Origin of the sequence: Paenibacillus camerounensis, assembly GCF_000723885.1 — a bacterium.
In the GTDB taxonomy this organism is placed as follows: Bacteria; Bacillota; Bacilli; order Paenibacillales; family Paenibacillaceae; genus Paenibacillus_AQ; species Paenibacillus_AQ camerounensis.
Genome location: NZ_CCDG010000038.1, coordinates 17,353 through 41,706, shown reverse-complemented (window position 1 = coordinate 41,706; position 24,354 = coordinate 17,353). Strand labels below are relative to the sequence as shown.

Sequence of the window (24,354 nt, the reverse complement as noted above, 5' to 3'; positions counted from 1 at the left end):
GATAACATGACAGTCTCGGACGTGCTGATGGTAATTGCGGTGATCTGTATCTGGTCGCTGCTGCTGGTCAATGTTGCCCTGATTATTGCCGGATATCTATATTACATTCAAACGGAGCGGGAAGAGATTCCGGAGATCAAGGGTGAATATCCCTTTGTAACGATTATGGTCCCTGCACATAATGAGGGGGTAGTCATCAGCAAGACCGTGGAATCGCTGCTGGCGCTGGATTATCCGCATGACCGCTATGAGATCATTGTCATTAACGACAACTCCTCGGATAACAGTGCCGTGCTGCTGGGAAATATACAGGACAGGTACCCGGAGCGCAATCTGCTGATTATTAACACGGATTCGGTTACCGGAGGCAAAGGAAAGTCCAATGCGCTGAACATTGGCTTTACCCGGAGCAAGGGTGAGCTAATCGCCATTTATGACGCCGACAATACACCGGAGCGTACGGCGCTGCGGTATCTGGTAGCCGAAATTGCTGCTGATCCGCGCCTCGGCGCTGTTATCGGCAAGTTCAGAACCCGTAACCGTGATGCCAGTCTGCTCACAAGGTTTATTAATATAGAGACGCTTTCGTTTCAATGGATGGCCCAGGCCGGGCGGTGGAAGCTGTTCAAGCTGTGCACGATTCCCGGCACTAACTTTATTATGCGCAGGTCCATTGTCGAGGCGATCGGCGGCTGGGACGTCAAGGCAATTGCCGAAGATACCGAGATCAGCTTCCGCATCTACATGATGGGCTACCGGATCAAATTCCAGCCCAAATCGGTCACCTGGGAGCAGGAACCGCAGACGGTAAAGGTGTGGTTCAAGCAGCGCACGCGCTGGGCTAAAGGGAATGTCTATGTCATTGTCAAAAATCTGCCGCTGCTGTTCGACCGCTCCGCGGCCAAAATCCGTTTCGATATCCTGTATTATGTCTCAATCTATTTTCTGCTGCTGATCTCATTGATTACCTCGGACATCTTGCTGGTGCTGCACGCAATGGGCTATGTGCACACCACCATTGCCGGCCTCAGCAGCTTTCTGTGGATACTGGCCATTGTGCTGTTCGTAGTAGGCGTCTTTGTCACGCTGACCACAGAGAAGGGCGAGATGAGCCTGTCGAATCTGGGCATTATTCTGCTGATGTATGTCTCGTACTGCCAGCTCTGGATGGCTGTCGCCGCATACGGCATGTATAACTACCTCAAGGATGTTATTTTCAAACGGGAAGCCAAATGGTACAAGACCGAGCGTTATTAGGCGCCGGAGGAAGAGAAATAAGGTGAACAGGAGATACAGAAGATGATAAAAAAACAGATGTTGTTGTGGGCGCTCTGCCTCTCCCTTTTCCTGTCTCTGCTTCCGGCAGCCTCTGCTGCGGCAGTGCTTCCGGGAGCCGGCAGGCAGACATACGAGACCTCCTTTACCGGCAGTGATATTGCACTGTCAGGCGGTGCATCGTCACAGCAGCTTTTTACAATAATGGACTATTGGAATGTGGATAGTGTGAAAATTAATCTGCATTTCCAGATTTCACAGATTACGAAGGATCAGGAGTCGAGCATTACGCTCTCGCTGAACGGCATTCCGTTCCACTCGTTCCGGCCGTCACTTGAGAACAACGGGGAGCAGATTATCAGCATCAATGCGCCGAAGGGCTTTCTGAAGAAGGACAGCAATACGCTGACCCTGCAGGGGGATCTGAAGACGGCTGTTAACAATAATCAGGTCTGCTATGTGGACAATTCGCCTGACAACTGGCTGCATTTCTTCAACACCTCCAGTATAGCTGTTACTTACAGCACCAAGGCGCTCACCGGCGGGATCAGTGATTTCAGCGGGCGGTTCTCCGGCATTGATATCGTGAAGAACGGCAAAAGCCTGATTACAGTACCGGAGCAGGCTACCGGAGCTGAGCTGGAGTCTGCTGCGTACGCCCTGTCGGGCTTTGCCAAAGAGAATGACCTGACGGACAAAACGATTAGTATGCTTCCTTACCGGGAGGCTACTGTGAAGGACAGGGACGCGGTAGTACTGGTAGCGCTGTATGACCGTGTTCCGGCGGAACTGAAGCAGCAGCTCAGCACGGCAGAGGATCTCGGCACACACGCGCTGATCCAGCTGCTGAACAAGGATACCCGGCCGACGCTCGTCATTACCTCGAAGGATGAGAGCCTGCTGATCAAGGCGGGGAGGCTTGCGGCAAGCACGGAGCTGATGAGCCAGATTTCAAGTGACCTGAAGGTGGTCGACGGCTCTACGCAGGCGGATGAGCCAGCCGGCAGCATCAGCTCGGATGTAAGGCTGACTGAAGCCGGCGATAAATTAACCGGTCCGAATCACCGGGAGCAATCCTATTTCATTGCCCTGCCGTCGAACCGGTCCATCGCCGATTCCGGCAAAATCAGTCTTGATTTCCGGTATGCCGGAAATCTGGATTTCACGCGCTCCCTGGTAACGGTCAGCATCAACGGCACGCCAATCGGCAGCAAGAAGCTGACCAGGGAGCTGGCTAACGGCGATACGCTTACCCTGACGGTGCCCAAGAATCTTAATATCTCCGGAAACTTCTCGGTAACCGTAGCCTTTGATCTGGAGATGGAAAGCGCAGTCTGCACGCCAAATACGGAGCAGATGCCTTGGGCCTATATTGACAAGGAATCGCTGCTGCAGCTCAATACGAAGGACCGGACAGACCTGTTGTTCAACAACTATCCGTATCCGTTCCTGCGGGACGGAATCTACAATCATGTAGCTGTTGTACTGCCTCAGGAGATGGATGACTATGCCTACATGAGCCTTGCGAATGTGTTCAATCTGCTGGGACAGTATACGGACGGCAATACCGGTGATATTCACTTTTACACTGACGATGTAAGTGCGGATAACCTGAAGAACAACAATGTTCTGGCTGTCGGCTCCTACAGGAACAACAAGATCATCCGGGATAACAACGACAAGCTGTATTTCCGTTACAGCAAGGACGGTACAACCCTCGTATCCAATGAAAAGATGAGCATTGAAGAGCAGTACGGTACAGAGCTTGGAACGCTGCAGCTGGTGGAATCGCCATATGGAAGCGGACGCGGCTTTATGGCGGTTACAGCAGTGAATGCGGAGAATTATTATCTCGCTTCCCGGCTGATTGCCAGCGAAAAGGACAAGTGGAAGGTATACGGTGACGGCGTCGTAACCGACAAAGACGGGAATGTCAGTGCATACCGGTTCAAAACGGACACCGGGGCACAGCAGGATTCGGCGCTGGAGCAGATTGTAGAGCGCAGTGATGTGCTCGGCTTCGTTGCTGCGGTAGTCCTTACCATTGCCCTGGTGCTCGTGGCGCTTCTTCTGCTGATCCGCAAACATATGAAGAAACGTGGTGATAGACGTGAGACGTAACCGCAGCAGCCTGGCTTCAGACCTTGGCTTTCTTGGATTTCTGGTGCTGATGTTCATCTGTGTTGTGTTTATCGCCGGTTCAGGCAGCGGGTATGTGCAGAATATCATTATCCTGAATATTGCTTTTCTGCTTGCTCTGGTCACCTATTTCACTACGGTAACAGCGGGACTGACCCTTAACCTTGCGTTCATCTTTATCTACGGGCTTTTTGTGGTATACCAGACGGTATCCCGGGGAGAGACAATCGGGGTCAGCACCTACTTCTGGCTGATTATGGTGCCGCTGATCACGGTCATGATGTGGATATTCACCTCAAGCTCACGGGAGCTGCAGGCGGAGAATGAACGGCTGAAGAAGGCCACCGCCAATCTCGCTACGGTCGATGAGAATACCGATCTGCGCAACAGCGTTGCTTTTCAGAAGGATGCCAGCCTGTTTACGGGTATCTCCACCCGGTACAGCATTCCCCTGACTCTGCTCGTTGTTAAGGTCAAATACTGGAGCGAGATCCGCCGGCTAATCCCGGAGGAGCAGCTGTCCGAGGCAATCTATGATGTCTCCCAGCTCAGCCAGTCCAGCATCCGTACCAATGATGCACTGTATCTGCTGGACAAGGACGATGCAACCTGGGGGCTGCTGCTCTTCACGGACCATGAAGGGGCTAAAATTGTCATCGAGCGGATCAAGCTCAAGCTCCAGCAGCTGAATGAAAATGAATTCTCCGGCAAATACAAAGTAAATCTGGGACTCAAAATCGGAGCTGTGCAGTACGAGGCAGCCACAATTGAGAACCCGCTGGACTTCATCGTGCAGGCGAAGAAGCAGCTGGAGTATGATGTGTAAAGCAAAGCCTGACTGGATATCCTTGAAGCCCCGTTTTACAATTGATCTATCCCGCCGACGGCAGGGGCTACCTTGAACAAGGAGGCAGAAGGAGAATGGATCTGGGTCTTAAGGATAAATCGGTATTTGTGGCAGCTGCAAGCAAGGGGCTGGGACTGGCGACTGCGCTTGAATTCGCGCGGGAAGGCGCGAGGGTGACGATTGCCAGCCGCAGCCAGGCGCAGCTGGAAGCAGCTGCGAAGAAGATTGAAGCGGAGACCGGCGCGGAGGTTGCGCTGGTGGAGATGGATGTAATGAGTCCGGAAGCAGTCCGCGAGGCCGTTGCTGCAGCAGCCGGCTGGGCGGGAGGCATTGATGTGCTGGTCACCAATGCAGGAGGGCCCCCGGGCGGCGGCTTTGCCGATATGGCAGACAGCGACTGGGCCGGCGGCTTCGAGCTCACGCTGATGAGCAGCGTTCGGCTGATCCGGGAGGCGCTGCCCTTCCTGCGTGCAGCCGGCGGCGGACGGATTGTCACGATCAGCTCCTCATCCATTAAGCAGCCGATTGACGGGCTGATTCTTTCCAGTGTGTTCCGGGCCGGAGTCCAGGCGCTGAACAAAAGCCTGGCCGCGGAGCTTGCGCCTGACGGTATTCTGATTAATACGCTTGCACCGGGGCGCATCGGCACAGACCGCTTGACCGAACTGGACAGCCGGCGGGCAGAAGCGCAGGGGCTGGTGCTTGAAGAGGTTCAGCGGGCTTCGGTGAAGAATATTCCGCTTGGCCGGGCAGGGACGCCGGAGGAATTCGGGAAGGCGGCGGTCTTTCTCGGCTCTTTTGCCAATACCTATATTACCGGACAGGCGCTGCTGATTGACGGCGGCGCAATGAAATCGCTCTGAACGGCCGCTGTTTGACCGGCGCCCTATGCGGGTAATAATAAGCAGGTGGGAAGTGGAAGGCATCAATTAACGGATGGAACGGCATGTAATGTGTATTTCCGAAAGGTAGTTGATTACCCATGTACTATCTGAAAGGGAAACAGAAAACAAAATCGAGATTTCGTCGGTTGTTTTCAGGATTTGTCCCCTAGCAACTGGAAACTGGCATAACTGAATATTCGCTTCTCACCTTTAATATGACCCTGCGGGCTTCCCGCGGGGTCTTTGCGTATTTTCGGAAGAAGGTTCAATTGTGTAGAGGAGTAGGATATAATAAGGCAAAGCTATCATAAAAATAGGAGAAATATGACATGCCATGGATGCAGGGTTATCCCTATTATTTAATTATGGGCAGTGTTCTAAGTCTCTACATGGGCGTCAACTCTTACCGGCACCGCAACACACCAGGGAGGCGCTACTTATGGATCTTAATGCTGCTGGTCAGCGTGATTTTTGCGGCTACGGCCGGAGAAATTCTCTCCCAGTCCTTTCAGGCTAAGCTGTGGTGGAGAAACCTCCAGCAGGCTCCGCTTTTTTTGAGTACCATTTTTATCTATGCTTTTGTTAAAGAATACATAACACGATCCTCGGACGGGCTGAACAGACGGCTGGCTCTTTTTTGCATTCCGGTAGCTGTGTATGTGCTGCTGATCTTTACAGATTCCTGGCATCATCTTATGCGTACCGGAGTGGGCATGAATACAGTAGCGGGCGTGAGCGGGATTGTGGTGCATCCGACCGCGCTGAATATGACGCTCATTGCGTATGACCAGCTGTTTGGCGTGTATGCTGTTTTCTTGCTTGCCGTTTCGCTGCTGAACGCGTCCAAACATTATTTTAAGTGGAATGTGCTGATGCTGCTCAGTCTGCTGGTTCCCATCGGATCTATTTTCCTGCTCCCGCTGCTCAAAATTACGCTTCCCGGCTTTATCGCCTTTACCTATCTTCCTCCTGTAATCGTCGGTTACTTTTCCATCTTCCGCAATTTGGAGCTATCCCTCTATCCCCGGGCGAAGAAGCAGATCATTGAGAATATGAAGGACGGCATTGTGCTGACCGACGGCCACAACATAATAATCGATATCAATGAAGCCGGCGAACGCATGCTGTCGGTACTGGCAGAACGGACGGAGAAATCGTGGCTGGGCAAAAATATATTCCTGCTGCTGGAACGGTACGGTGAAGTCGCGGTGAGCTATTACCGGCGTATGGAGGGCCAGTTCGAAGTGGATGTTCCCGGCACAGACGGGGCCTGCTACGGGCTGTCTCTGATCGATACGGAGGCCGGGCACGGGGCGGCCGCAGGCATGCTAATCGTGTTCAGTGACCTCAGCGAGAAGAAACGGTATGAGCGCGAGCTGCTCTATCAGGCCACAGTGGATGATCTGACCGGCCTCTATAACCGCAGGCACTTCATGCGGCTGATTGAGAACTATGCCTTGCAGGATGAGGCGGGAATTGCCCTGCTGCTGTTCGATATCGATGATTTCAAGCTGATTAATGATACATACGGGCATGTGGCCGGGGATCAGGCACTGGTTGATTTCTCGCATAAAATACTCCGTCTGTACGAGGACAGGGGAATTGCCGGGCGCGTCGGAGGCGAAGAATTTGCAGTCTGCTTCTTTGCAGACAGTGAGGAAGCCGCACTGAAGGAGGCGGAGAAGTTCCGCAGTGAAATGTCCCGGCACACCGTGAGGCTGGACGGCGGGCACCGGATTAATCTGACTGTCAGTGTCGGCATCGCCTTTACGGAGGACAGCGGTGCAACCTTTGAGGCATTGTACCGTGAGGCGGACGAGGCATTGTACATATCCAAGACCGGAGGCAAAAACAGGGTTACACTCGGACGGCAGCCTGCCCTGCTGGAGGCCCGTAAGCTGTAGCCTTATGAATCCTTCCGGCATATGCCGGAAGCGAACAGAAGGACCGCCGGACCGTCATTCTGACGAGGCCGGCGGTCCTTATTGTGTACGTATTATTCCTGCGCTGCGGTTATTACGACAATTTTCCAGGCTGTCCCGATAGCCGGCAGGCTTCTGGTCAGCATCGGGCCATAGAAGCCGATGACCTGTGTGCCCTGTACAACGGCTCCGGCCTCTACAGGCTCGCCGCTTTCATTAACAATAACAGTATCTTTGGACAGGTTGAGTATAATGTCACTCTGGGACGTTTCAGTAAGGCCGAACCCGTTAATGCGGATCATGGAGGTCCCGTCTTGTGAGGTCTTTATTTCCTCTACACTGCCTTCTGTTCCCAGCAAATCTGCCGGCTGCGCAGAATCAAGCACAGTAATCTGATAAGCCGGGGACTGCGGCGGCAGGCTTCTTGTGGAGAATAAGGCATGCTCTGCTTCAATGGTCATACCGATTTGCAAATCATCAAAGGTCAGCTTGGTGCCGTCAGCCTTCTGAAAGGCGGTATCTCCGCTTACATTAAGCACAAGGCCGGATGTTCCGGTGCCTCTAATCTGAACGGACGGATACTTTGCGTCTGTATTGACGGCTGTAATAACACCATTCCCCGTCATATGCTCTGCTGCTGAGGCGATCACAATTGTCTGTCCCTCCACGGAAAGGGTCTGCTGCAGTACACTGCTCACAAAGGAGGCGGGAACATACAGCTTGTTCTCCTTCGTCAGCGGTGCTGTTCCGAGTGTAGTGTTCATTCTATTAACGGTATAACGGTCTTCGCCGCTCTTAACAGTGGTGACAATATTGCCTTTGTTCAGCTCTGCCGATTTACCGGCCTGGTTCCAGGTAAGGGTGAAGCCCAGGGCTTCCGCAACTGCGCGCAGGGGGACAAGCGGCTCAGCAGCGCCTGACGGCTGGAAGGCCTGCTCTGAGATGGCGGAACCGTTCAGTTCAATTGCAAATGTCTTAACGGCAGCAGTGCCGGTAGCTTGCGGTGTTGTACCTGTGCTGAGGGAAGTAATGACAGGAGCGGCAGAAACAGCTCCGGTGGACAGGGCCAGGGATAGGGTTAGCAGGACTGCACTTGTTTTTAGGGATGTGCTCATAGTTGTAAGCTCCTTTGGTTGAGTTTGTCAGTTGTTTGTCATGTACTAAACGGCAGCGGAACCGCTTTTGTTGCATCGTTATTCAGTTTGACTGTTCATTTGTAGTACACTTGGTGTGAGAAAAAGGGATACAGAAAGGGGAAAGCAGATATGTACGATACGTATATTTTTGATTTGTATGGCACCCTGATTGATATTGAGACGGATGAAGAGCACCCGGAGGTATGGGAGCGGCTGTCCCTGCATTTCAGCTATCAAGGTATGAATATTACCGGTGCAGAGCTGAAGGAGCAGTATGTGGCAGAGCGGGACCGGCAGCTGGCGGCGGCAGCAGAGCGCTGTGAATATCCGGATTTCGTAATGGAAGAGGTGTTCCGGACTGTAGCCCGTGACCTGGGCGGGGAGCCGGGGCAGGCATGGCTCCATGAAACCGTGCGCTGGATGCGGACCTTATCCATGATTCATATCTCTCTGTATGACGGAGTGGCGGAGATTCTGGGGCGGCTCAGAAGCCGGGGTAAAAAGGTCTTCCTGCTCTCTAACGGCCAAAAAACCTTTATTGAAGCGGAGCTGACGATGCTGGGCATCCTGCATTTGTTCGACGGAATCGCCATTTCCTCGGAAGCAGGGGTGAGCAAGCCTGATCCTTTATTTTACCGTTATCTGGCGGAGCATTACGGTGCTGATCTGAGCTCGGCAGTCATGATCGGGAATGATCCGCGAACCGACATTGCCGGAGCTAATGCTGTAGGCATTGATTCCTGTTACATAGAGACAGCCTCCTCTCCGCGCGGTATTCCGGCTAACAGCACAGTGGAGATCCTGAGCGGTGACTTGCGGCAAATCCCCGGATGGAACGGATAAGACCTGCTAAGTGCTACATTTGCCCGGGCGGGTATAGCGCCGTATAATATGTCCATAATCTTAATTCAGTAAGAGAGAAGGACAACCGAATGACCGTTATCATCATTATTGCAGCGTCCATCCTGGCGCTGGTTGCCGCTGCTTATATCGTCATGAGTGTGTATCCGGCCTTTGGCGGCCGGGGCTCGAGGGCCGAGCGTGAACTAAGGAGCCGTTCGCTGCAATACCGCCAGGGCAAGTTCATCTATCCCTTTGAGACGCCTGCACCTGAAGCTGCCCCGGAGGGAGGCTTGTCGATCCTCAGGGACTTCATCAAAGGCAATCCCAATTCCAGGCCGAAGCAGCCGCTTCAGCCCCAGCCGCTGCTGACCGGCTCCATCCGGCAGGACAAGGACACCAGAGCTACCTGGTTCGGGCATTCAGCGGTTCTGCTGGAGATCGCAGGAGCTGCCGTTTTCCTTGACCCGATGCTGGGCCGTGCACCATCCCCGTTTCCCTTCATCGGAGGTAAGCGCTACAGCAGACAGCTGCCCATTGAACTGGCTGATTTGCCGCAGCTTGATGCGGTTGTATTATCCCATGATCATTATGACCATCTGGATTACGGGACAATCCGGCAGCTGAAGCAGAAAGCCTCCCTGTTCATCGTCCCGCTTGGCGTAGGCGCGCATCTGAGACGGTGGGGGATAAGCGCAGAACGTATCCGCGAGCTGGACTGGTGGGAGGACATATCTTTTGCTGGTCTGACGCTCACCAGCGCGCCGGCAAGGCACTTCTCCGGGCGGAGTCTGCTGGACCGCAATACTACACTGTGGTGCTCCTGGATTATTCAGGGCGGGCAGGAAAAGGTCTTCTTCAGCGGAGACAGCGGCTATGGCCCGCATTTCGCCGAAATCGGGCAGCGTTACGGCCCGTTCGACCTGACGCTGATGGAATGCGGGCAATATGACCGGCGGTGGGCAGATATTCATATGATGCCGGAGCAGACCGTCCAGGCGCAGCTTGATCTGCGGGGCAGGCTAATGATCCCGATTCACTGGGGAGCCTTCACCCTCGCCATGCACGATTGGACCGATCCTGTAGAGCGGGTGCTGCGCGCGGCGCAGCAGCAGGGGCTGAGACTGGCTACACCGAGAATTGGCGAGCCGGTGCAAGTGGGAGCTGACCTCTACCCTTCGATCGCCTGGTGGAGATGAGGCTGGAGCGCGGGGAACAGTGTTATGCTACAATAGATATTCATGGCGCATCCCGCGCCATCGCAGATGATGTAATACTAAGGAGCGACTGAATATAATGAGCGATACAGTAAATGAACAAGAGCTGCTGGAGGTGCTGGCCGCCAAGACGAAGGTGGACCCTAAGCTGATCAAGCTGGTTCTGAAGCATGAGCAGACCTTTATCAATAATGCCAAAGCCGACAGCAAGGGTGAGATTGATATTGATAATGATGATCTGGTCGATTATGTGACTGCTCAGCGCGATGTAAAGCTGGACGAGCTGACCGTTGAAACCATTCTTGATGCCGAAATGGATTATCTGATGGATAAGGGCCTTGCCGGTTATATTGATTAGAAGGCACCACGGGGCCGGAGGGCTGCTGCAGGGCCGTGAATTCCTGAGTCGCAGCAGCTTTCCGGGGCCGTTTCGTACTGCATATTTAGCTCTTTGGAATTAATTATAAAGTTTAATTTGCTTTTGGTAACGGTACGTGATATGATGTTGTTAATCATAAATTTAACCCTTAATTCACATATTGTAAAAGGTTATCATTTGTGCGTATGAACCTTTTCCAATGTGTGAATTTTTATTTGTTCGTACAATACGTAAGAATAAAAGGACATGTGTTAAATAATCTATTGGAGGTAATACAAATGCAAACAGGTACAGTTAAATGGTTCAACGCAGACAAAGGTTTCGGTTTTATCGAGGTTGAAGGTGGAAGCGACGTATTCGTTCACTTCTCCGCAATCACTGGTGAAGGCTTCAAGTCTTTGGACGAAGGCCAACGCGTTGAGTTCAACGTAACTCAGGGCGCTCGTGGACCACAAGCAGAAAACGTTGTAAAACTGTAATACGCTAACAAGCGAAGAAGCTGTCCTTAACATCTGTTGAGGGCAGCTTTTTTTTGAAGAATAGAGCGTATTTGTTGTGGGGTCCCTGTAAAGTACCTGAGTCAGCTTCATGAGAAGGCTGCACTTTGCGGGGGATTTTATTATAAGCCCTTGCCTTAGGTTTCTGTGTAGATTACACGAAAGACGAGATTATACTTGGGGAGGGTTTATTTATGTATTTTCGCAAAAAAGCTCAGGAAGATTTGCCGCAGGAGTCTACAGCGATCTGGTCATGTACAAAAGAGGGCTGCACCGGCTGGATGCGTGACAATTTTGCGTTTCAATATGTCCCGACCTGCTGGCAGTGTAATTCGCCGATGACACGCAGTATGAAAATCCTGCCTATGCTTGTGAACACAAATCACGAGATGAAAGCAATCAAAAAGGGCATCTCAATCAGATAAGCCCCGAACGGACGGCCTGTTCCTTTAGGGGAGCAGGCTTTTTGTGATGATTATTGACATTATGGGTGTACTGAACCATGATTGGGATATGGAATATATATGTTATTAATAGTAATAAATACAAGATTTGAAGGTAAATCTGCGTGCTCTCTTAAGATAGCTAAGGAAGGGGGAGAAGCTGATGTTTATAAAGGTTGCAGTCAGAGTACTGCTGGGAATGATGATCGTATTAAATGTGGTGATGGTCAGCTTCCACAATCCGCTGCTGCTCGGTATCTCTTTGGCGCTGGGCGGGATTATTATCTGTCTGGACCTCTACCAGGAGTTTACCCGGAAGAAGCTAATCACTTATATAGCGGGGGCTGTCCTCGTAGCTGTATTGTATGTGGCGATAAACCAGGGCTGGATTACGGCGCTTATTTTTATATAACCAATCCGCATAATCCTCTGAAGACTCTTTCCTTTAAACGTAAGTATAGAATTCATGCAAAAAGGCGGCCCGTCAGGTACATATACCTTGGCGGGCCGCCTTGTGTGTATAGATCAGTGAGCCGGGGCGGGGGAAGGGGCCGAAGGCTGCATATCAGTATCATGCTGGATCAGGCCGTGCTTCTCCCAGGCTCTGCTCTTCCAGCGGAAGTACATAATCACGGCTCTGACCCATTCGTCAAAAGCAGTGGCAATCCAGACTCCGGCCAGTCCCATGTTCATCTGGAACACCAGCACGTAGCCGAGCGGCAGGCTCATACAGACCATGGAGATCAGGCCCATGTATACCGGAAACTTGGCGTCGCCGGAGGCGCGCAGGGAGTTGATGATAACCAGATTGCAGGTGCGGCCTGTCTCAAGGAAGAAGCTGAGCAGAATGACCTGCGCACCCATCATGATAATAGTCTCATTATCGGTAAACAGCCCGAACAGCGGAACGCGGAACGCGATGACAATTACATCGATTACGACGGTGACGAGCAGGGCCCATTTTACACTGGTGAATACCCGGCTGTAGGCTGCCTTCGTCTGCCTGGCCCCTACCAGGTGGCCGACGATAATGGAGGTTCCCATCGATACAGCTACACTGAACAGGTAGATGTAATTGGATATATTCAGCGCGTACTGGCGGGTAGCCATGGCTTCAGCGCCGAGATAAGTGATGTACAGGGTGAACACAAGCTGGCAGGACTGGTAAGTAATTGATTCAAAGGCGGCCGGGATGCCGATTTTAAGAATTTGCATCACGTATTTTTTGGACAGGGAAATATAGTAGCTCCACTTGACCTTTACTTCCATGATCTGATAGAGCAGCAGGAAGAACAGGACAAGACAGATCAGCCGGCTAACTACCGTAGAGATGGCAGCGCCCTGCACGCCGAGTGCCGGGAGTCCGAAATGTCCGTAAATGAGAATATAGTTGCCTATTACGTGAATCACATTCATCAGCAACGAAACCATCATGGTCTGCTTAGTGAAGCCGTAGGTACGGATGGTGGTAGCCAGCGCATTCAGCAGTGCCTGCAGAAAAATCCCGCCGCCGACAATATTTATGTACACCTTGGCATGGACAAGAATATCACCCTGCACATTCAGGGCAGTCAGCAGATGGCCGCCGAATAAAAGCAGCACTGCACTGAGAACAATACCTACGAGCAGGTTCAGCGTTACGGCATTGCCGGTTACGTTGGCTGCTTCCAGCGGCTTGCGGGAGCCTAGATACTGCGAGACGACAATAGCTGCCCCGTTACCGATAACACTGAGGATCAAAATAGCCATTGTGATGATCTGATTGGCCGCTCCGACGCCTGACACCGCATCATCCGACACAGAGCTGATCATAAAGGTATCTACACTGCCCATAAGCATGAACAGGAATAATTCCAGGAAAATCGGCCAGGTCAGCTTAATAAGATTGAACTGTTGGTCTTTCGTTTTCATCTATACACCTCTTCGGATCATTGCTGTCGCACAAGTTTATTTCCAAACCTAATGTATGTTAGCACAGCTTTTATGAAATTGCAGTATTTTTCACGAAAATAATGAAAAGTTTGGCGGAGTTTCTTTCAACACACCGTTGAATAAAGCCATATCCGGTCCAATAGTATCCTCCGGGTAACTACATCACGGGAAAGTGCCTACTTCCCTTTTCGACTGTATGAACTTACACTAAGTCCAGAACTTACAAAACTATACCGAAAAAGGAGCTACTATATATGAAATTGCAATTAGCGCTTGATCTTGTTGATATCGCCGGAGCCAAGGAAATCGTCTCGGAGGTTGCTGAATTTATTGATGTGGTTGAGATCGGCACTCCGATCGTTATTAACGAAGGGCTGCATGCGGTAAAAGCGATCAAGGATGCTTTTCCTGCGCTGACCGTGCTGGCTGACCTGAAAATTATGGACGCCGGCGGTTATGAAGTGATGAAGGCGGTAGAAGCAGGTGCTGATATCGTAACGGTGCTCGGCGTATCTGACGATTCCACCATTAAAGGCGCTGTAGAGGAAGCTAAGAAAACCGGCCGCGAGATCCTGGTTGACCTGATCAACGTTAAGGATATTGCCGGCCGTGCTGCCGAAGTAGATGCGCTTGGCGTTGACTATGTCTGCGTTCACTCCGGTTATGACCATCAGGCTGAAGGTAAAAACTCTTTTGCTGACCTGCAGGCGATCAAAGGTGTGGTTAAGCAGGCTAAAACAGCGATTGCCGGCGGCATCAAGCTGAGCACTCTCCCGGAAGTCATCGCAGCCGGACCTGACCTTGTTATCGTTGGTGGCGGAATCACCGGCGAAAGCGACCAGAAAGCAGCAGCGGCTGAAATGAAGCGCCTCGTTAGCCAGGCTTAATCCACTATGGATACTGCGGGCTACGCACAGGAGATTGTAGGTGAGCTGCAGCGTTCGGCGGCGGAGCTGGATGCCGGCGGAACGGAGCCGTTCGCTGAGCTGCTGCAGCGGTCGGGCAAGATTTTTGTGGCCGGAGCCGGCCGCTCCGGCCTGATGGGCCGGGCCTTTGCCATGCGGCTGATGCATGCCGGCCGGGCGGCCTATGTCGTCGGCGAGACTGTGACTCCGGGAATCGAAGCCGGCGATGTGCTGGTGCTCGGCTCCGGCTCCGGCGAGACGAAAGGCCTGGTGGCCATGGCTGAGAAGGCCAAGGCCATCGGCGCGTCAGTCGCGCTGGTCACAATCGCGCCGGAATCCACGCTTGGCAGGCTGGCCGATTACACTGTGCAGCTGCCGGGTACCACCAAGGAGGCCAGCGGTGAGCGGGCCACCATCCAGCCGATGGCTTCGCTCTTTGAGCAGACGCTGCTGGTGTTCTACGATGCCGTCATTCTGCGCCTGATGGAATGGACCGGCCAGACAACCACCCAGATGTTCGGCAAGCATGCGAACCTCGAATAGAAATAACGCCTGTCCGGCTGATCCGGACAGGCGTTATTTGCTTTGTATGGCAGCCGCCGGGTGTTCTGGGCGGATGCCATACTTTTTAACTTAATTGCACTTTGTACAACTAAAACGCCTGTTTTTTGGCTCTTTGCCACTTTAGCTGCACTCTGTGCAGCTAAAATGGCGTTGAAAGCTGATTTTGAGCATTTTAGGCAGATTTAGTTGTACAGAATGCAGTTATGCGGCTGGTGCGGGTAAATAAGCTAGGAATAGTTGTACGAAGTGCAGCTAAGTGCAGTTAAGAGTAGCTAAGAGCAGCTAAGAGCAGCTAAGAGCAGTTAAGAGCAGTTAAGAGCAGTTAAGAGCAGTTAAAAGCAGTTAAGAGCAGTTAAGAGCAGCTAAGTGTAACTAAGTGTATCTAAATGTAGTTAAGAGCAACTAAAAGCAACTAAGCCAGCAAAGTACAGCTATGCTGACAGCCGCGTTGCCGGATCGCCTACGGGAGCTTGCTGAGCAACCTGAATGGAGGTTCGCCAACGCAGGCTAACGATAATCTAACGACATCCAACGATAATCCAACTATATATTCGCTCCCCGGAATCTGTGCGGAACAGCGCCCGAAATCCGCTGGTTCCGCCCCCTTTGCTCACCTTACTTCTACCTTCGCCTCAGCTTAACGCTTCAGCAGATCCTCGCGGATCGGTGTGAATGCGTCCAGCAGCGCTGAATCAGCTTCAAGCGCAGTAACGCCGTGCTTGGCGCCTGACGGGATGGCGATACTTTGGCCGGCCGATACGGTATGCTCTGTGCCGTCGATGCGGAAGATGAAGCTTCCGCGCAGGCAGTAGCTCATCTGCTCATGCGGATGGCTGTGCTCATAGCCCTCGGCACCCTTCTCGAAATGAACCTCCATCATCATCAGGCTTGCCGCAGCGTTCAGAATGCAGCGCTTAACTCCCGGCTCCGCCGGTTCCCATACTCCAAGGTTACTCATAATTAATTGCCTCCTTTAAGGTTAATAAAATAGTTGCTGCCGGCCTCTTCGTACGTTTATTTTTGTTTTCTTGGCCGGCAGATGTTTGACTGTATTCTATACAATAGCTTGGCGGCATTTTATGCTCAAATTTAATTCAGTTCAATTGCTATTCTATTGTAATTCGTACAGCAGGATTGAGGAATAGCGCTCCTATGAGTGCTTGTCAGCCAAATCAATTGTACGTAGCGCAGCAGCTCCGTTATACAGGCCGGTTCGAGCCGGCTCTATTGTACGAACGGCAATAGAGCTTTGCCGTGGTCAGCTTGATTGCGGAATAGCGATCCGGATTGCCCCCGGCTCAAGAATAAGGATTCCGGCAGCAGCTTCTTGTGCATGCTCCAACGCTTGAGCTGGCTCGTCTTCGCCGCCCGCCGCCGCGCCAAGCACGCGGAGCGCCGCGCTGCCCGGAACACGGACCCGGCGGGTCACGCCGGAGCCGTTAAGGGCGGCGACGCACCAGCCGCCGTCCGCGCGGCTGAGCTTATACAGCCGCACGCCGTCAGCGGCGTCCGCGGGCTCCAGTGCCAGCGGCTCCAGCCGGAGCGCTGGTGTCCCTTCGTCGTGCGGCTGCAGCAGCACGACGAAGTCTTCGCCGGCGCGGCCGTGCACGCGGAAGTGCTGCTGCGCAGCCAGCGGGTAAGCTCCGCCGACAGCGCCCTCGCCGGCAGTGACGGCCGGGCGCAGCGGCTCGGCGATCTGCGCATGGAGCCGCATGCCGCCGAGGCCGGCGGCGTCAATGGCCTGCTCCGTAATCTCTGCACCGCTGCTCAGCGTATGAAGATTCCAGACGCTCTCCGCCGTGGCTTCAATCCGGTCCCAGACCAGGTAGGCATCGAAGCCTGCCTTGATGTACAGGAAATGCCGCTCATACTCGCCGGCGTGCACATCGGGGATGAGGCTTCTTGCATAATCCAGCTCCTCCGTGAAGCTGACCTCCTTGCAGACGCTTTTCAGCGGACCGTCCGCGTAGCCGCCGGAGCCGTCGGCGAACTGGACAATATTATGCGCCGCACCGGATACATACCAGTGCCGGTCTCCATTGTAATAGCCGCCGGTCCCGGCATCGAGGGTCAGCGGCACCCCGTTCGCCCAGATGGAGAAGTGGCCCTCATCATGATGGGCGTGATAGGTCAGCGGAGATGCCTCGTAGATGGCATAATGCTGCAGGTTCTGCTCGCCGCTGCGGAAGATGACATAGCCGATGCCGGGATAATGCACGGAGCGAAGCTCCGGCATCTGCTCCGGCAGCTCCGGCTGCGGATAGAGCAGTGCGACCAGCGGCAGCGGGAACGCGCCGGTATCCTGGACCGGTGCACCGCCGCGCTTCCAGGTCCAGACCATCTCCGCCGCCAGCTGCGGGTCCTCCTCCGTGTAGAACGGGGCGGCGTAGCCGAGCAGGCGGAACCACTTCTCCTGGACGTTGGCATCACCGACGGCCGGGGTCAGCAGAACGGGTACGCCGTCCGCGCCGCCCTGGATCACGTCCTCTGCCGTCACGATGCCGAGCAGGAAGCGGTACATCGCCTTGACCTTGCCGCGGCGGAAATAATCGGTGCCCTTCAGACGCTTCAGCAGCACGAAGAACAGGAAATAACGGTGCAGCACCGCGCCGTGGTACCGGACATTCTCCGGCCATGCCCCATCCCCGTCAACCACCTCCGCCAGCTGCCAGTCCACTACGGAGCAGGCATGCTCCAGATAAGCGGCACTCTCCGGCTCCTGCGGGAAGAGCAGGGCATAGACGCCGAGCCCGGTTGCCCGGTCGGCATTCCAGTTGCTGCGCATGCCGCCCTTCTCATCCGGGAAGGCAGGGAGATCGAACCGGTAGTAGGCGGTATCCATCATCATCGCTGCGATGTAGCGGAGATTGGCCAGCAGCGATTCTGACTCCTCCGCCGAGACGGCCTCACTTGCGGCAATCTGGTCATAGATAACCGAGACGGCAGCCAGTCCCCGGCCGATATGAACCGCACCGTAGGTGTCATCGTCATGCCAGCCGTCCCGGCGGAAAATATCCATGCCCTGCCGCATATCAGCCAGCATATACTGCAGCTTGCGCTTGGCAAGCCCCGCATACCGGTCTTCGCCTGTTGCCATATAGAGGTTGGCATCTGCACCGGCCGCCTCCAGCAGATAGGCCCAGTTGGTCAGCGTGTGCCGGTTAAAGAGCGGCGAGAGCAGCTCTGCGCCCAGCGGCTGCCCCGCAGCATCTATAAACACAACGCCGGCAGCGATTCCGCCGTTAACCAGCGGCGCATCCAGACTGAGCTCGGTCTGGATGCCGTAATAGCCGCCTGCCGATACCGGCAGCAGCTCATCATAGCGCAGCACCGCCAGGCTGTCCTCCGCTTCGTTCCGGATGCGTACGCACCGGACCTCTTCCTCCGCTGCGCCGTCCGCCGGCGTTACGCCGGAGGGCTGCAGGCCGCTCCCGCCGCCGGGCAGCTGCTCCAGCCGGATATTGCCGCCGATTCCCGGCTCCTGCGTCCAGCCGTCAAGCCCATGCCGGAGGCTGCCGTTCTGAAGCGTGACCGGCAGGCCGAGCTGGGAATGCGTCAGCTGTACGCCGCCGATCCGGGCAATGCCCCGGCCCCGGATATGCACGGACAGCTTCAGCATGGCTGCACCTGCCGGAGCTTTGAAGACGAACGGCTCGACCCGGAACACGCCGAGCCGGTGAAGCGGGGCTTCAGCCTCGCGCGCGGCGAACTGTCCCGACAGCTCCCGCTGTCTGGCGAATTCCTGCGCCGCTGCCGGCAGCTGGTCTATTCTGCTGCGGATCCCGTCCAGCTGTTCGTGGTTATAGCAGCCGAAGGGGCGGGCTGCAGCTGTGCTTTTATATGCTGAGCTCATCGTTAAATGTAAGCCTCCCTTGTTCATCCGATTGTATTCGCAATCTGCTTTCTTCCATAAGTATAGCTGTACTGCGGGTTCATCAGGGATGGACAAACAGGCACAGGGGAGGGGACAATCCGACTTATTTTAAAAGATACAGAAAAGTGAATTTCTCCCCCTTGGCGCAGTTGCTTTCTCCCTAACGGTCTCTCTGCACAGGGACGTATCATTAGGATATAAGCGCAAGCCGAATAGACAGGAGGAACAATCAATGAATGGAACGAAACGTCAAATAAACGCCTGGACCTTTGTTGCGCCCAGCCTGATACTGACACTGATATTTGGGGTATATCCCGTTTTCTGGGCTTTAAAGTACATGTTCTATGATTATCAGGGCTTCGGCACGCCGCTCTTCATCGGTCTGGACAATTTTGAACGTCTGTTCCGCGATAAAGATTTCTGGCATTCGGTAGTCAACACCTTTATCTACGCAGGCGGCAAGCTGATCATTACGATCCCGCTGTCGTTCATACTGGCAGTGGTTCTTAACCGGGCACTCAAGGGCCGGCAGCTGCTGCGGGCGATTTATTTCATGCCTACCGTAATCAGTGCTTCGGTAATGGCGATTGTCTTCTATGTTATTTTCAACTCGTACAACGGTATGGTGAACCAGCTGCTGCTGGGTGCAGGCATTATATCCTCTCCGATTGACTGGCTGGGTGCCAAATATGCCTTGCTGACTGCAATCATTATTGCTATCTGGGGAGCGATCGGGAACTATATGCTGCTCTTTATCGCAGGCCTGCAGAATATTCCCGAGGATCTGTATGAAGCGGCTTCCATCGACGGGGCGGGCCCGCTGCGCAAAATGTGGAGCATCACCGTACCTATGCTTGGACCCGTGCTGCAGATGATTATCATGCTGGCGATCACCGTATCGCTGAAGGGCTACGAGAGCATTATGGTACTGACCGAGGGCGGACCTTACGGCAAAACGGAAGTGATGTACCTCTATCTGTATAAGCTGTTCTTCCCGGTATCCAGCGGAGGCTCAAGCATCCAGCAGTTCGGTTACGGTAGTGCGGTCGGCTTCACAACTGCGGTTATCGTCGGGCTGATTACCCTGATCTACTTCTACGTTTCCAAGAAACTGAATGATATCTATTAAAAGAGAGGAGAATGAACAGTGAGCACATTACAAGCGGATACAAAAATAACTTCATCTCCTGCCAGTACAATCAAGTCTAAAGCGCTGTTGTCGCGGGTACTGCTGTGGATTTTCCTGCTGCTGGTTGCGGGCTTCGCCCTTTTTCCGATCATCCTCGCCTTCTTCGGGTCGCTGAAATCCAATCTGGAGCTGACCACGGGCACGACACTGCTGCCGAAGGAGTGGAAATTCGAGAACTTCACCCAGGCCTGGACCTCGGCTAATTTTGCAAGGTTCACCTGGAACAGTATGTTCATCAGTACCTTTACGACAATAGGCACTTTGCTGATCGGAACAATGGCGGCCTATGCGGTAGCGAGAGTGGATTTCTACGGAAAACGGGTGTATGTAGTTATTCAGTCCTGCACCCTGTTCATTTCCATCGGTGCCGTTGTGCTCCGCCCGCAGTTCGATCTTATGGTTGCGCTTAATCTGCAAAAATCGCTCTGGGGCGTCATCATCATCCTGATCAGCGCCCATGCGACGGCCTTCTTCATGCTGATCGGCTTTGTACGGGCCATCCCGAAGGAACTTGACGAAGCAGCGTTTATTGACGGCTGTAACTTCTATAGCGTATACTTTCGTGTTATCTTGCCGCTCCTGACGCCGGCCCTGGGTGTAACTGCACTCTGGACCTTCCGCGGCGCTTGGAATGAGTATATCCTGCCGCTGGTCTTCACGATGACCCAGCCGGCGCTTCAGACGCTGACTGTAGGTCTGGCCGGACTGAAATACGGCGTCGGGGATGCGGCTCAGCCGCAGTTAATGCTTGCCGGTGCATGCTTGTCCATGCTGCCGATGATTATCGTTTATATTTTTGCCAACAAATCATTTATGCAGATGACGGCTGGCTCTGTTAAGGGCTAAGGCTGGCACGGCGATAGTCCGGGCAGCCAGCCGGTGAAGGATGTGGAATTATGCTGAAGGCCTGGCTGTACCGGACCTCACTCAAAAAAAGAATATGGCTGTCATTCACCCTGCTGACCGTCTTTTGCATTTCTATAACCGGCGTAGGGGCCTACTCGATCGCTTCGCGGGCGATGGAGCGCAACTCCACCGACCTGAACCGCAATGTGCTCAACCAGTCGGTCAACGTGCTGGACCAGAAGCTGAAGCAGATTATCGTGGCCTCCTCGACCATTATGCTGAGCGATGCCTATAAGCAGACCATACGAGATATACAAGCGAATAATACAGACCGGTACTTTGCGAATTTCTCCGTGCTGCAGAACCCCTTTACCCAGGCGGAGCTGACGGAGAATTCCATTGAATCGATCCTGATCAGTACGCCCGGCGGAGATTTCTATTCCGCCGGTAATCTGCGTAGAACAGCGACTCCATTTATGGAGTCTTTGCTGTATCAGCGGATAAGGGAGAACCCGGAGTCGAACTGGGTGGAGAGCCATCCCGACGAGCTGTTTGCCGGCAGGCATCAGGTTATCTCTCTGCTGCTGCAGCCGCTGACGGAGAATTATGTACCCGATGTATTCCTCGCGGTCAATGTGAAGGAGGATATTCTTGAGGATACGGTCAGCGGAGGCGCCAGCCTCGGCAGTGCCAAGTTCATGCTGGTGAACAGGGCGGGTGACAGCGTCTTTGGAGACAAGGAGCGGCCGGACTGGTCGCGTTCGGCAGACTTTATGGACCGCATGCTGGAAGCGGACAGCGGCAACTTTGAGTATCCGGCAGCAGGCGGCACTATGCTGGTCAGCTATGCCGAGTCGGGCTATGCCGATGACTGGCTGCTGGTCAGCTACCTGTCCAAGAAGGAGCTGCTGCAGCCTGTGCGCAGCATCCAGTGGCTGGTGCTGATGGTCATGGCAGGCTGTGTGGTGATTGCCCTGCTGTTGTCCCGGTACCTGTCGGCCCTCTTGCTTGGGCCGCTGCTGAAGCTGCAAAAGACGATGTCCCGGGTAGAGCAGGAGGACTTGGGCGCCCGCTTCGAAAGTCCGTTCCAGGATGAGATCGGTGATGCCGGCCGCAAGTTCAACCAGATGCTGGACCGGATCGGCGAGCTGATCACCGAGGTAAAGGATACGGAGAAGGAAAAGCGCAAGGCGGAGATTAAGACGCTGCAGGCGCAGATTGAGCCGCACTTTTTATATAACACGCTTAATACAATTTTCTGGAAATGTGAAATGGATGAATATGAGGACGTGAAGCAAATGGTGATTTCGCTGTCTGCCCTCTTCCGGTTAGGCCTTAACAACGGGCAGGAGCTAACCACGCTGGGCCGGGAGCTGGAGCATGTCCGCCAGTATCTGAATCTCCAGCAGCAATGTTATGAAGGGCTGTTCGATTATACAATAACTGCCGCTCCGGAGCTGCTCGACCTGCCTGTACTGAAGATCATTATCCAGCCGCTGGTGGAGAACTCTATTCTGCACGGGCTGAAGGAGCTGAGGGGCGGAGGAATGATAACGGTCGCCGTGACCAAAGAGGAGGGGCAGCTTGTAATCCGGGTTACCGACAACGGGGCGGGCATGGACGCGGACAAGCTGAACGCAAGGCTGAAGGAGCCTGTCAGCAGCGGAGGTTATGCCCTGACCAATATCTGCAGCCGTCTGCAGATCTATTACGGCAGGGAGGGCGGACTCTTGTTCCGCAGCAGCCCGTATACCGAGACCGAAGCGGTTCTCTCAATCCCATTGGAAGGTGGAGTTTATCCTGAAGCACGCTGAACCTATTACATTATGCATCGTTGATGATATTCCGGCCGTCGTCCGGGGCCTGTCGCAGCGGATTCCCTGGGAGGAGCACGGCATTACCGTAGCTGCAACAGCAGCCAACGGTGAGGAAGGGCTGGTACAGATCCGTAAGCACCGGCCGGATATTGTCCTGACTGATATCCGTATGCCCTTCACCGACGGGCTGACGATGATGCGGACGATTCTGGCTGAGCAGCCGGAGATCAAGCTGATTTTTCTGACCGGGTACTCCGATTTCTCTTACGCCCAGGAGGCGGTAAAGCTCGGTGCATTCGACCTGATCGTCAAGCCGTTTACCCGGCCGCAGGTGCTGGAATCGGTCCTGAAGGCCAAAGAGGTGCTGGAACGCGAACGCTCGCAGGCCGAGCAGATGCGGGGAATGGAGCAGAAGCTGCGCGAGAGCATGCCTTATCTGCGCCAGGAATATATGCGGCTCCTGATCCGTTACGGCAGCCGGCAGCAGCATCTGAGCCAGCAGTGGGATTTCTATGCGATTCAGATGAAGCGCAGCGGCTTTTGCGTGATGGTGGCGGAGATTGACTTTTTTGCTGACCGGACGGCATCCATGGCTGTAGCCGAGGTGGAGCTGATCCGCTTTGCAGTGCAGAACATTCTGCAGGAGACGATTGCCGCCCACACCGACGGCATTGTATTCCGCGAGCATGTCAATCAGTTCGTCATTGTCATGAATCCGCCGTCTGCGCTTGATGCCGAGCAGCTGGCTGAGAAATGCCGTGAGAATGTCTGCAGGCATACCTACCAGACGGTATCGATTGGCATTGGCAGCGGCGTTGAGGAGGCCGGGCAGCTGTCGGTATCCTATGCCCAGGCTATGTCCGCGCTGACGAACACTTTTTTGACCGGAGGCAACAGTGTCTACCGCTATGTGGAATCGCCGGAGGCGGATGCCGCCCTGCCCAGATACTCCTATGATAAAGAGAAGGAGCTGCTCTATTGTCTGCGCTCGGCTAATCTGGCCAAGGCGGAGGAGCAGCTGGACGGGATCTGGAGCGAATGGGTAAGCTCTCCTGTTCTGCCTGATCCGGCCATCGTCAAGACCATGTGCCTGGAGCTGGCCCATTCCATTCACCGGGTCTTCTCCGACAAGGCCTCGGATGCTGAGGTCAAGACGCTGGAGAAGAAGCTGGCCGAGATGAACGGAGCCGCTTCCTTTGAGGAGCTGCGCAGGCAGATCCGCGATTTTTGCAGCCAGGGCTGCGCTTATGTGCAGATCCGCCAGACCAGCGATGCCCGTGTGCTGGTTGAGCGCGCCATCGCCCACATCAACGGCAATCTGCACCGCAACCTGTCCGTTGCGGATTGTGCACGTGAGGTGCATCTCAGCCCGAGCTATTTCTCCAACCTGTTCAAGAAGGAGATGGGCATGACGCTGGCCCAGTATATTATCAGCCGCAGAATGGAGAAGGCCAAGGAGCTGGTGCTTGAGGGTATGCAGGTGCAGGATATCGCTGTCTCGCTCGGTTATGAGGACCGGCCTTATTTTACAGAGTTATTCAAAAAATACACCGGGATGACCCCCACCGACTTCCGTTCAAAGTACAGTTCAGCCGTACAGCGAGGAAACAGTGATTTCGTCTCCCCTGAATAGTTGTTTTCCCCTTCA

Annotated in this window: 21 protein-coding genes; 17 read left to right on the top strand and 4 right to left on the bottom strand. The window is 54.0% G+C overall.

Annotated elements, in window-relative coordinates; all coding sequences use genetic code 11:
• Positions 1–6: 6 nt before the first annotated feature.
• From BN3772_RS14345 to BN3772_RS14325, 5 genes are all read left to right on the top strand, one after another.
• Positions 7–1,257 carry a glycosyltransferase family 2 protein gene (locus tag BN3772_RS14345; protein WP_042200225.1) on the top strand — a complete coding sequence of 417 codons (1,251 nt, stop codon included), beginning with the start codon at positions 7–9 and terminating at the stop codon, positions 1,255–1,257.
• Between the two features lie 42 nt (positions 1,258–1,299).
• Positions 1,300–3,396 carry a cellulose biosynthesis cyclic di-GMP-binding regulatory protein BcsB gene (locus BN3772_RS14340; protein ID WP_052380507.1) on the top strand — a complete coding sequence of 699 codons (2,097 nt, stop codon included), beginning with the start codon at positions 1,300–1,302 and terminating at the stop codon, positions 3,394–3,396.
• Positions 3,377–4,240, top strand: a complete 864-nt coding sequence (locus tag BN3772_RS14335) for a diguanylate cyclase domain-containing protein (RefSeq protein ID WP_244444745.1) — start codon at positions 3,377–3,379, stop codon at positions 4,238–4,240. The genes BN3772_RS14340 and BN3772_RS14335 overlap by 20 nt, the downstream gene beginning before the upstream one ends.
• 95 nt (positions 4,241–4,335) lie before the next feature.
• Positions 4,336–5,124 (top strand): SDR family oxidoreductase, encoded by a 789-nt coding sequence (locus BN3772_RS14330; protein ID WP_042200221.1) that lies wholly within the window; start codon positions 4,336–4,338, stop codon positions 5,122–5,124.
• 350 nt (positions 5,125–5,474) lie between these two features.
• The gene (locus BN3772_RS14325) at positions 5,475–7,049 is read left to right on the top strand and encodes a sensor domain-containing diguanylate cyclase (protein ID WP_086074580.1); all 1,575 of its coding nucleotides are present in this window, start codon (positions 5,475–5,477) and stop codon (positions 7,047–7,049) included.
• Between the two features lie 92 nt (positions 7,050–7,141).
• Here BN3772_RS14325 and BN3772_RS14320 read toward each other — a convergent pair whose 3' ends face one another.
• Positions 7,142–8,182 (bottom strand): copper amine oxidase N-terminal domain-containing protein, encoded by a 1,041-nt coding sequence (locus BN3772_RS14320; RefSeq protein WP_042200218.1) that lies wholly within the window; start codon positions 8,180–8,182, stop codon positions 7,142–7,144.
• A 150-nt stretch (positions 8,183–8,332) separates the two neighbouring features.
• Between BN3772_RS14320 and BN3772_RS14315 the strand changes: the two genes are divergently transcribed.
• From BN3772_RS14315 to BN3772_RS14290, 6 genes are all read left to right on the top strand, one after another.
• Entirely contained in the window at positions 8,333–9,046 is a 714-nt protein-coding gene (locus BN3772_RS14315; RefSeq protein ID WP_042200217.1) for an HAD family hydrolase, read from the top strand.
• An 89-nt stretch (positions 9,047–9,135) separates the two neighbouring features.
• On the top strand, positions 9,136–10,242 hold the full coding sequence (locus tag BN3772_RS14310; protein WP_042200216.1) for an MBL fold metallo-hydrolase: 1,107 nt from the start codon (positions 9,136–9,138) through the stop codon (positions 10,240–10,242).
• A 97-nt stretch (positions 10,243–10,339) separates the two neighbouring features.
• Entirely contained in the window at positions 10,340–10,618 is a 279-nt protein-coding gene (locus BN3772_RS14305; RefSeq protein ID WP_042200214.1) for a hypothetical protein, read from the top strand.
• A 299-nt stretch (positions 10,619–10,917) separates the two neighbouring features.
• Complete coding sequence (locus BN3772_RS14300; RefSeq protein WP_036722718.1) at positions 10,918–11,118, top strand: cold-shock protein; 201 nt, start codon at positions 10,918–10,920, stop codon at positions 11,116–11,118.
• A 212-nt stretch (positions 11,119–11,330) separates the two neighbouring features.
• A complete protein-coding gene (locus BN3772_RS14295) occupies positions 11,331–11,561 on the top strand; it encodes a cold-shock protein (RefSeq protein WP_042181586.1) in 231 nt (76 codons plus the stop codon).
• Between the two features lie 181 nt (positions 11,562–11,742).
• On the top strand, positions 11,743–11,991 hold the full coding sequence (locus tag BN3772_RS14290; RefSeq protein ID WP_042200212.1) for a hypothetical protein: 249 nt from the start codon (positions 11,743–11,745) through the stop codon (positions 11,989–11,991).
• Positions 11,992–12,104: 113 nt separating this feature from the next.
• Here BN3772_RS14290 and BN3772_RS14285 read toward each other — a convergent pair whose 3' ends face one another.
• Positions 12,105–13,490, bottom strand: a complete 1,386-nt coding sequence (locus tag BN3772_RS14285; protein ID WP_042200210.1) for an MATE family efflux transporter — start codon at positions 13,488–13,490, stop codon at positions 12,105–12,107.
• 275 nt (positions 13,491–13,765) lie between these two features.
• Between BN3772_RS14285 and hxlA the strand changes: the two genes are divergently transcribed.
• The gene (gene hxlA, locus BN3772_RS14280; RefSeq protein WP_042200209.1) at positions 13,766–14,398 is read left to right on the top strand and encodes a 3-hexulose-6-phosphate synthase; all 633 of its coding nucleotides are present in this window, start codon (positions 13,766–13,768) and stop codon (positions 14,396–14,398) included.
• A 6-nt stretch (positions 14,399–14,404) separates the two neighbouring features.
• A complete protein-coding gene (gene hxlB / locus BN3772_RS14275) occupies positions 14,405–14,959 on the top strand; it encodes a 6-phospho-3-hexuloisomerase (protein WP_042200208.1) in 555 nt (184 codons plus the stop codon).
• 658 nt (positions 14,960–15,617) lie between these two features.
• On the opposite strand, the gene BN3772_RS14270 is transcribed toward hxlB, so the two are convergent.
• Both BN3772_RS14270 and BN3772_RS14265 read right to left on the bottom strand, forming a co-directional pair.
• Positions 15,618–15,938, bottom strand: a complete 321-nt coding sequence (locus BN3772_RS14270) for a cupin domain-containing protein (protein WP_042181580.1) — start codon at positions 15,936–15,938, stop codon at positions 15,618–15,620.
• A gap of 300 nt (positions 15,939–16,238) precedes the next feature.
• Positions 16,239–18,833 carry a heparinase II/III domain-containing protein gene (locus tag BN3772_RS14265; protein ID WP_042200207.1) on the bottom strand — a complete coding sequence of 865 codons (2,595 nt, stop codon included), beginning with the start codon at positions 18,831–18,833 and terminating at the stop codon, positions 16,239–16,241.
• A gap of 253 nt (positions 18,834–19,086) precedes the next feature.
• Here BN3772_RS14265 and BN3772_RS14260 point away from each other — a divergent pair, with 253 nt between their 5' ends.
• The 4 genes from BN3772_RS14260 to BN3772_RS14245 all read left to right on the top strand — a co-directional run bounded on the left by BN3772_RS14260 (position 19,087) and on the right by BN3772_RS14245 (position 24,339).
• Positions 19,087–19,983, top strand: coding sequence for a carbohydrate ABC transporter permease (locus BN3772_RS14260; RefSeq protein WP_042181576.1), 897 nt, complete (start codon positions 19,087–19,089; stop codon positions 19,981–19,983).
• Positions 19,984–20,070: 87 nt separating this feature from the next.
• The gene (locus BN3772_RS14255; protein ID WP_167336673.1) at positions 20,071–20,889 is read left to right on the top strand and encodes a carbohydrate ABC transporter permease; all 819 of its coding nucleotides are present in this window, start codon (positions 20,071–20,073) and stop codon (positions 20,887–20,889) included.
• 50 nt (positions 20,890–20,939) lie between these two features.
• Positions 20,940–22,703, top strand: a complete 1,764-nt coding sequence (locus tag BN3772_RS14250; protein WP_042200206.1) for a sensor histidine kinase — start codon at positions 20,940–20,942, stop codon at positions 22,701–22,703.
• A complete protein-coding gene (locus BN3772_RS14245) occupies positions 22,678–24,339 on the top strand; it encodes a response regulator (RefSeq protein ID WP_052380506.1) in 1,662 nt (553 codons plus the stop codon). Before BN3772_RS14250 ends, BN3772_RS14245 begins: the two co-directional genes overlap by 26 nt.
• Positions 24,340–24,354 lie beyond the last annotated feature (15 nt).

Bases quoted from the DNA above. Each gene is read 5' to 3' on its own strand.
- hxlB (WP_042200208.1), top strand. From the start codon at position 14,405: ATGGATACTGCGGGCTACGCACAGGAGATTGTAGGTGAGCTGCAGCGT.
- BN3772_RS14270 (WP_042181580.1), bottom strand. From the start codon at position 15,938: ATGAGTAACCTTGGAGTATGGGAACCGGCGGAGCCGGGAGTTAAGCGC.
- BN3772_RS14320 (WP_042200218.1), bottom strand. From the start codon at position 8,182: ATGAGCACATCCCTAAAAACAAGTGCAGTCCTGCTAACCCTATCCCTG.
- BN3772_RS14295 (WP_042181586.1), top strand. From the start codon at position 11,331: ATGTATTTTCGCAAAAAAGCTCAGGAAGATTTGCCGCAGGAGTCTACA.
- BN3772_RS14310 (WP_042200216.1), top strand. From the start codon at position 9,136: ATGACCGTTATCATCATTATTGCAGCGTCCATCCTGGCGCTGGTTGCC.
- BN3772_RS14300 (WP_036722718.1), top strand. From the start codon at position 10,918: ATGCAAACAGGTACAGTTAAATGGTTCAACGCAGACAAAGGTTTCGGT.
- BN3772_RS14305 (WP_042200214.1), top strand. From the start codon at position 10,340: ATGAGCGATACAGTAAATGAACAAGAGCTGCTGGAGGTGCTGGCCGCC.
- hxlA (WP_042200209.1), top strand. From the start codon at position 13,766: ATGAAATTGCAATTAGCGCTTGATCTTGTTGATATCGCCGGAGCCAAG.
- BN3772_RS14340 (WP_052380507.1), top strand. From the start codon at position 1,300: ATGATAAAAAAACAGATGTTGTTGTGGGCGCTCTGCCTCTCCCTTTTC.
- BN3772_RS14345 (WP_042200225.1), top strand. From the start codon at position 7: ATGACAGTCTCGGACGTGCTGATGGTAATTGCGGTGATCTGTATCTGG.
- BN3772_RS14250 (WP_042200206.1), top strand. From the start codon at position 20,940: ATGCTGAAGGCCTGGCTGTACCGGACCTCACTCAAAAAAAGAATATGG.
- BN3772_RS14315 (WP_042200217.1), top strand. From the start codon at position 8,333: ATGTACGATACGTATATTTTTGATTTGTATGGCACCCTGATTGATATT.
- BN3772_RS14290 (WP_042200212.1), top strand. From the start codon at position 11,743: ATGTTTATAAAGGTTGCAGTCAGAGTACTGCTGGGAATGATGATCGTA.
- BN3772_RS14285 (WP_042200210.1), bottom strand. From the start codon at position 13,490: ATGAAAACGAAAGACCAACAGTTCAATCTTATTAAGCTGACCTGGCCG.
- BN3772_RS14330 (WP_042200221.1), top strand. From the start codon at position 4,336: ATGGATCTGGGTCTTAAGGATAAATCGGTATTTGTGGCAGCTGCAAGC.
- BN3772_RS14325 (WP_086074580.1), top strand. From the start codon at position 5,475: ATGCCATGGATGCAGGGTTATCCCTATTATTTAATTATGGGCAGTGTT.
- BN3772_RS14260 (WP_042181576.1), top strand. From the start codon at position 19,087: ATGAATGGAACGAAACGTCAAATAAACGCCTGGACCTTTGTTGCGCCC.
- BN3772_RS14265 (WP_042200207.1), bottom strand. From the start codon at position 18,833: ATGAGCTCAGCATATAAAAGCACAGCTGCAGCCCGCCCCTTCGGCTGC.